Genomic DNA, 7,133 nt, shown 5'->3' on the forward strand with positions numbered 1-7,133 from the left:
TTAGAACAAGCTATTTTTACCAATTAATGCTGCTTAATCTGTCCAAGCATCACGGTTGGCTTCATCTCTGAGTTTTACAAAGTTATCAGGATCAAACTTAATCTGATCACCTGTTTTACCCTCTTTTACCTGACGCTCATAGTCACGTAGTATTCTTAGCGCTACAGGAGACAAGAGCAAAATTGCGACTAAGTTGACTAAGGCCATCAGACCCATAGACAAGTCAGCGAAGTTCCATATGGCAGGTAGACTAGCAACCGAGCCGATAAATACCATACCTAATACTAGGAAGCGGAAAATCATGATCATTACTTTGGCATTTTTGGCACCAGAGATAAACTCAAGATTTGACTCACCGTAGCTATAGTTGGCGATGATAGACGTAAATGAGAAGAAGAAAATCGCAATCGCCACGAACACCACACCTAGGTCACCCACATACTGTGATAAGGCTAGCTGAGTTAACTGAATACCTTCTTGCTCGACATTAGGATCGACTACGCCAGACAAGATGATAATCGACGCAGTCGCGGTACAAATGATAAGAGTATCCATGAATACACCTAGCATCTGCATAAAACCTTGCACTGCTGGGTGATCAGGGTGACTCTTTGCCGTTGCTGCAGCATTCGGCGCTGAACCCATACCTGCTTCGTTAGAGAACAAGCCGCGTTTGATACCGTTAATCATTGCTTGCGCAATACCATAACCAATGACACCGCCTGCCGCTTGCTCAAAACCAAATGCTGATTTTACAATCAACGCGATCGCTGCTGGGAATTGACTAAAGTTAGTCACGATAATGAATAGTGCTAGCAAAATGTACAAGATAGCCATCACTGGTACGATTTTACCCGCGATACGAGCTACTGAGCGCAAACCACCGAATACCACTGGCGCTACCAGTACTACCAATACCAAACCTGTCATCCACGTTGGCACACCAAAGGCTTCATTGGTCGCTTGAGCGATGGTGTTTGACTGCACGCCATTGAATGCCAAACCAAAGGCCACTAACAAACATAATGAGAAAAACACGGCAAGCCAGCGTTTGCCTAGACCTTTTTCGATGTAATAAGCAGGGCCACCGCGGTACACATTATCGTTGTGCGGTACTTTGTAGGCCTGTGCTAAGGTTGACTCGATAAAGCTGGTCGACATACCGACCAGTGCCGTCATCCACATCCAGAATACAGCACCTGGTCCACCTAGATAGATTGCAATTGCCACACCTGCCAAGTTACCAGTACCAACACGCGCGGCCAGCGACGTCATCAATGCCTCAAACGAGCTAATACCACCATCTTTGCGTCCTTGATTGGACACGCGTAGCAACTTCCACATATGACCAAAATGACGAAATTGAATAAACCGTGTCGCGACGGTAAAGTAAAGACCCGCACCAATTAGTAAGAACATCAGCAATCCATACCAAGGGTTACTAGCAATCAGCCAGTCATTGTTACCCCAGATAATACCGACACCATAATTTACGATGTTATTAAACCAACCTACTATCCCTTCGTTCATAAGGGCTCCTTATTCATTCTTTATATGCATTACTTAAGTTTCATATCGATATCATATTTTGGTCGCCGTGGACTGTAGAAGCCTTTGCGCAAAATACCTGATACCAAAAAGACACGTGCATGATATAGATATTGAGCGACATGCGACCATCACTTTTACTTATCGATCTCATATAACTATTTTTAAAATAAATAATGATTATATTTCATCTTATATAGAATGGATTAGGTGATAATTTAACCGCATAAATTCACGGTTGCCGTACTGTTTCCGTGACGTTAGGTTTTTTAATGAATGTAAATAAAGCTAATTTTTATTAATTTATCTATCACTCATGCGCAGTAGTTTGCAATTAACTATATTAAACCGTGCTAATATGAATTCTATATCCGTTTAGACTGTTTTATGGTTATCGAAGCTATCAAGCAGTACAAGAAGCTATCAGGCAGTACAACAGGTTAGCGCGTTAAAAAGATTAAAACTCTTGTCAGGAAGACGAGATTGTTAAAAAGACACTGGATAGTCCACCCTTCTGTCTTCCTCAAGAAACGTTATTTTTGCCATTCGATGGTTTAAGTCAATGCGATGCTTAAATAGTTAACTACTTTTATTTGAAGTAAAGAACTACCGAGCATTAAACGTACTATCACGCATCATCGTTTTCACTATATAAAGCAGTACCTGATTATTTTTTATCCGTATTATGGTAAGAAATAATTGCAGTTCTTTTTATATTGTTGGTATTTTTTAGGGAAGACAAAAGGAGTTGTCCTATGAAAGATCATAACGATCCATCCGGTTATTGGCGTGCCAATGTCCGTCTCATCTTAGGTAGCCTAGTAGTTTGGGCACTATGTTCTTATGGTTTTGCTATTTTATTGCGTCCTCTTTTAGCCGGCATCAAAGTCGGCGGCACTGACTTGGGCTTTTGGTTCGCCCAGCAAGGCTCCATCGGGGTGTTTATCATTTTAATTTTCTTCTACGCATGGCGTATGAATAAGTTAGATAAACAATATGGCGTAGATGAGGAATAGACCATGAGTCAGTATTTAGTTAATATTATTTTCGTAGGCCTATCTTTCGCTCTGTATTTTGGTATTGCGATTTGGGCTCGGGCTGGGACAACCAGTGAATTTTATGTGGCAGGCGGCGGTGTACATCCAGTAGTTAACGGTATGGCGACAGCTGCTGACTGGATGAGTGCGGCATCTTTTATTTCTATGGCAGGTTTGCTTGCTGCTGGCGGTTATGGCGCATCAACCTATTTGATGGGCTGGACAGGTGGTTATGTACTACTAGCCATGCTACTGGCTCCTTACTTACGTAAATTTGGCAAGTTCACGGTGCCTGACTTTATTGGAGATCGCTTTTATTCCAAAACAGCTGCAATGATTGCCGTGGTTTGTTTGATTATTGCCTCTACCACATACGTTATTGGTCAGATGACAGGTGCTGGTGTCGCATTTTCACGCTTCTTAGAAGTAGATAACAACACAGGTCTTATTATTGCTGCGGTTGTTGTATTCTTTTATGCAGTTCTTGGCGGTATGAAAGGGATTACCTACACGCAGGTTGCGCAGTATGTGGTTCTGATGATTGCTTATACCATTCCTGCTGTCTTTATCTCACTTGAATTAACCGGCAATCCAATTCCAGGTTTGGGTCTATTTTCAAACCATATCGAATCTGGTGTACCTATCCTAACCAAGCTGGATCAAGTCGTGACCGATTTGGGATTCACAGCATATACGGCTGACGTACCTAACAAACTAAACATGGTGCTGTTCACTTTATCACTCATGATTGGTACGGCTGGTCTACCTCACGTTATTATTCGCTTTTTCACGGTTCCTAAGGTTGCCGATGCACGTTGGACAGCTGGTTGGACGTTAGTATTTATCTCGTTATTGTACTTCACGGCACCTGCTGTTGGCGCAATGGCACGTTTAAACCTTATCGATACTATCTATCCACAAGGTGTTGCAGAACCTGCTATCGACTATGACCAACGTCCAGATTGGATGAGAACTTGGGAAGATACTGGACTGATTAAATATACTGACCTCAATAACGATGGTCGTATCCAGATGTATAACGATAGTGGACTGGGCGCTGCAGAAGTTGCTCTAACCAATGCACAGACTGAAGGCGTTGACGTAGGCGCTGCGACGACTGCGGTTGAAACAGCACGTGCTGCACATGACCTCGAACTTGATGGCCGCTTTGCAGATGCAGGCTGGGCTGGTAACGAGCTCGACGTTAATGCTGATATCTTGGTATTGGCTAACCCAGAGATTGCACAACTGCCATCTTGGGTAATTGGTTTGATCGCCGCAGGTGGTCTAGCCGCTGCATTATCAACTGCTGCTGGTTTATTGCTCGCTATCTCGTCAGCAATTAGTCATGATTTAATCAAACGAAACCTCAATCCAAACATTACTGACAAAGGAGAGCTCAAGGTCGCACGTATTACGATGGGTATTGCGATTGTGGTTGCTACTTACTTAGGTATGAATCCACCAGGGTTTGCGGCACAGGTAGTTGCATTAGCATTTGGTATCGCTGGTGCCTCCCTATTTCCTGCACTAATGATGGGTATCTTCTCAAAACGTATCAACAACCTTGGCGCGATCGCTGGTATGTTGACAGGTTTGATTAGTATCTTGGTTTACATCTTCGTCTTCAAAGGTTGGTTCTTCATCAGCGGTACTGCCAACTTCCCTGATACAGCGGAGTACTGGCTATTTGGTATCTCACCACTATCATTCGGTGTGATTGGTGCCCTGCTTAACTTTATCGTTGCATTCATCGTCTCTTATGCGACCAAAGCGCCACCGCTACACATTCAAGAGTTGGTTGAAAGCGTTCGCTCACCACGCGGTGCAGGCGGTGCGGTCGACCATTAATTTGACGAATGATGATATGTCTTCTGTTACTATACACATCACTCACTGGCAGCCACTGCTGGTGAGTGATTTTTTATCTAATACTTATTAAAATAATAGTTAGATTATGGTTTTGCTTTGTCCAATTGAACATACCTGACTAAAAGTGCCTAGCGCATTAAGGAATATTTTATGCTTTTTGAGTTTATCGCTACCATAGCTGCCGCATTTGGAATGGCTGGATTGGCACTGATCATAACTCACCTCTGTAAACTGTCAGGTAAGCGCGCACCCAAATGGTTAATCCCCTTGTTTGCTGCGATTGGTATCTTTGGGTTTCAGGTACATCAAGAATACAACTGGTACGGTCAGCAAGTCCGACAGCTGCCGGATGGTGTTGAGATCGTAAAAACTGCAGAAAGTACAGAATGGTTTCGTCCGTGGTCTTATGTTAAACCGCAAGTCTTGCGCTTTATTGCGGCAGATACGGGCAATGCTAGCATGCATGCTGACAATCCAGACATGCATTTAGTTAATTTGTATCTGTTTGAAAGACGCAGAAGTGTGCAAAAGGTCTTACAGGTAATAGACTGTACTACACCTGCACGAGCAGACTATGTGATACCAGAAAAAGGTAGCACGCTCACGGTGGATGAACATGTTAAACAGACCACTGCATGGCGAGAGCTGACTACAGATGATCCTCTATTTATCAAAATCTGTACTGATGAAAGCGCACAATCCAATAACGCTTAGTACGGTTATGATTATGCTGGTTCATTGAACGCTGATATCCAGTTGCTTTTAATAGCGTTGAGACGCGGCTGAATAAGTATGTTTTGAATTGGCGCCCAGCAATAGCCCAGCGCACAAACCACCAAAATGTGCCGCAAACGAGATACCTTGTTGTGGCATCAATCCTTGCTTAATGGTCAGCCAATAACCAGTTCCCATGACGATACAAGCAATCAGATAACCCCAACGCCGCGCAAATATAGCCCCGCCTATCATATAACCTAACATTGCAAAGCAAAGCCCTGATGCGCCAATATGGATAGAAGATGGCGACCCGATAACCCAAGTAACCAGCCCTGATGCAACCACCAGTTTAATCACCGTACGATAAGCATTCTTCTCAAACAGCCCAAACAAAAATAAAATCTGTAATAACGTCACCGTATTGCCAGTCAAATGAGACAAATTGCCATGCATAGTCCACGAAGCAAATACCCCTATCATACTACCTACATCTAAAGCACGTGGCACGATACCAAAGATGTTCCACATACCAAATAAAGCCACTTCATTTAGAAAAAACATGCCCCACATCGGTATAAGCACAAAAGCATACAGTCCAATGACCTGCTTTATTCGCACGACAATCAAGTTAAGCAACTGCTGCCAATTCATATACCGTCCTATTCTTATTACCTAGATTTTTTATACCTACTTAATGATTTACAGCAAATAGTGGGTGCACAACAGGTTTGAACGACAACAGTGATGCATCCTCATCAGCAGTGAGATAGTTGTTACTATGCAATAATGACGTCGAATGATACGGAACCAAGGCCGTAGGAATAAAGCGACGTGCTGCATCAATGTGTTTGATTGAATCATCAAAGAAGATATGCGGCGCAAATGTTCTGAGTACCGCGGTTTTCTCTAGCCCTCCCAAAAAAAACGCCATATCAACATTCACGCCCCACTCTCGTAGTGTCTTGATAGCACGTAAGTCAGCTGGCGCATTGCGCGCTGTCACCAGCGCAATTTTTACTGGTGAATATTTTAGACCAGCAGGTAGGCGCTCTTGCAGATTTGACAATTTAATTAACAATTCAGCATAAGGGCCTTTTTCAATTGGCAAATCACGCATTTGTACTTCACGATCATGAAAAGCTCGCAACCCTTTTTGTTTGTATAGCAGTTCACCTGAATCATCAAAAAGTACCGCGTCACCATCAAAGGCAATGCGCAGCTGCTCAGTATCCAGCTCATAAGTATTGACAGGCGTGGCGTCTAGTATGGCACAGGCACAGATATTGGCATCCGTAACTTGCTGAGCATCCTCGCGATTGGTGGTCAAGAACAGAGCCACATTAAAGTCTTTGATATAAGGCGCAACAGGGCTACCTGAAATAAAAGCCGAACGGGAGATATTGATATCATGTTCTAGAATTGCATTAAGCACCTGAATACCTGTATCTGGACTACTTTTTGACACGATAACGACTTCGACCAATGGTGTTTCAATGTCTGAATCCTGTCCATCGCTATTATCAGAATACTTATTTAGATTTAGTAACGCTTTAATCAGCGGATAACCTGCACCAATATTCAAGGGATCATTTTCACGCTCGGTCATGTACTCCCTAAACTCTTTTATAGCATTTGTAGGCCGTTGCTCTAGCAGCTCTAGCAAATAGTTTTCTGATTCAGTCAAATCAAAAAGTGCCGTCGCAGAAATTGCGACGATAAGCGTATTACTAAAATCGACAGCCATGACTATCTCTACTTATAAAGTTATATAGAAAAATGAATGAAAACCAGTTTACTACATTCATAAGCCTTTATAACACTAAGAAAAGTTACCATTATGCAGCGTCACAGATTGTAAGTTTCTAAAACATCCTTCTCTTAGTGCTTAGTCAAAATATCAGCCAATAAAAAAGCCACACTGCTGTATTAGCAATATGGCTTCATACAATAACGTTACAC

Annotated in this window: 6 protein-coding genes; 3 read left to right on the forward strand and 3 right to left on the reverse strand. The window is 42.8% G+C overall.

The annotated features are described in order from the left end of the window. Positions 1–33 precede the first annotated feature (33 nt). Positions 34–1,530: an alanine/glycine:cation symporter family protein gene (locus DXK30_RS12035; protein WP_114701883.1), complete on the reverse strand. Its 1,497-nt coding sequence runs from the start codon at positions 1,528–1,530 to the stop codon at positions 34–36. A gap of 773 nt (positions 1,531–2,303) precedes the next feature. On the opposite strand from DXK30_RS12035, the gene DXK30_RS12040 reads away from it, so the two are divergent. From DXK30_RS12040 to DXK30_RS12050, 3 genes are all read left to right on the forward strand, one after another. Continuing rightward, positions 2,304–2,564: a DUF4212 domain-containing protein gene (locus DXK30_RS12040; protein WP_057761855.1), complete on the forward strand. Its 261-nt coding sequence runs from the start codon at positions 2,304–2,306 to the stop codon at positions 2,562–2,564. Between the two features lie 3 nt (positions 2,565–2,567). Further along, positions 2,568–4,436 (forward strand): sodium:solute symporter family protein, encoded by a 1,869-nt coding sequence (locus DXK30_RS12045; protein ID WP_114701884.1) that lies wholly within the window; start codon positions 2,568–2,570, stop codon positions 4,434–4,436. Positions 4,437–4,607: 171 nt separating this feature from the next. Further along, the gene (locus tag DXK30_RS12050) at positions 4,608–5,171 is read left to right on the forward strand and encodes a hypothetical protein (RefSeq protein ID WP_114701885.1); all 564 of its coding nucleotides are present in this window, start codon (positions 4,608–4,610) and stop codon (positions 5,169–5,171) included. A gap of 48 nt (positions 5,172–5,219) precedes the next feature. Here DXK30_RS12050 and DXK30_RS12055 read toward each other — a convergent pair whose 3' ends face one another. Then, positions 5,220–5,825: a rhomboid family intramembrane serine protease gene (locus tag DXK30_RS12055; protein WP_114701886.1), complete on the reverse strand. Its 606-nt coding sequence runs from the start codon at positions 5,823–5,825 to the stop codon at positions 5,220–5,222. 40 nt (positions 5,826–5,865) lie between these two features. Beyond that, positions 5,866–6,918 carry a 5'-nucleotidase gene (locus DXK30_RS12060; protein WP_114701887.1) on the reverse strand — a complete coding sequence of 351 codons (1,053 nt, stop codon included), beginning with the start codon at positions 6,916–6,918 and terminating at the stop codon, positions 5,866–5,868. Positions 6,919–7,133: the final 215 nt, after the last annotated feature.

The organism is Psychrobacter proteolyticus (assembly GCF_003350005.1).
In the GTDB taxonomy this organism is placed as follows: domain Bacteria; phylum Pseudomonadota; class Gammaproteobacteria; order Pseudomonadales; family Moraxellaceae; genus Psychrobacter; species Psychrobacter proteolyticus.

Coding starts and splice junctions, on each gene's coding strand:
- DXK30_RS12040 (WP_057761855.1), top strand. CDS start 2,304: ATGAAAGATCATAACGATCCATCCGGTTATTGGCGTGCCAATGTCCGT.
- DXK30_RS12060 (WP_114701887.1), bottom strand. CDS start 6,918: ATGGCTGTCGATTTTAGTAATACGCTTATCGTCGCAATTTCTGCGACG.
- DXK30_RS12035 (WP_114701883.1), bottom strand. CDS start 1,530: ATGAACGAAGGGATAGTAGGTTGGTTTAATAACATCGTAAATTATGGT.
- DXK30_RS12055 (WP_114701886.1), bottom strand. CDS start 5,825: ATGAATTGGCAGCAGTTGCTTAACTTGATTGTCGTGCGAATAAAGCAG.
- DXK30_RS12050 (WP_114701885.1), top strand. CDS start 4,608: ATGCTTTTTGAGTTTATCGCTACCATAGCTGCCGCATTTGGAATGGCT.
- DXK30_RS12045 (WP_114701884.1), top strand. CDS start 2,568: ATGAGTCAGTATTTAGTTAATATTATTTTCGTAGGCCTATCTTTCGCT.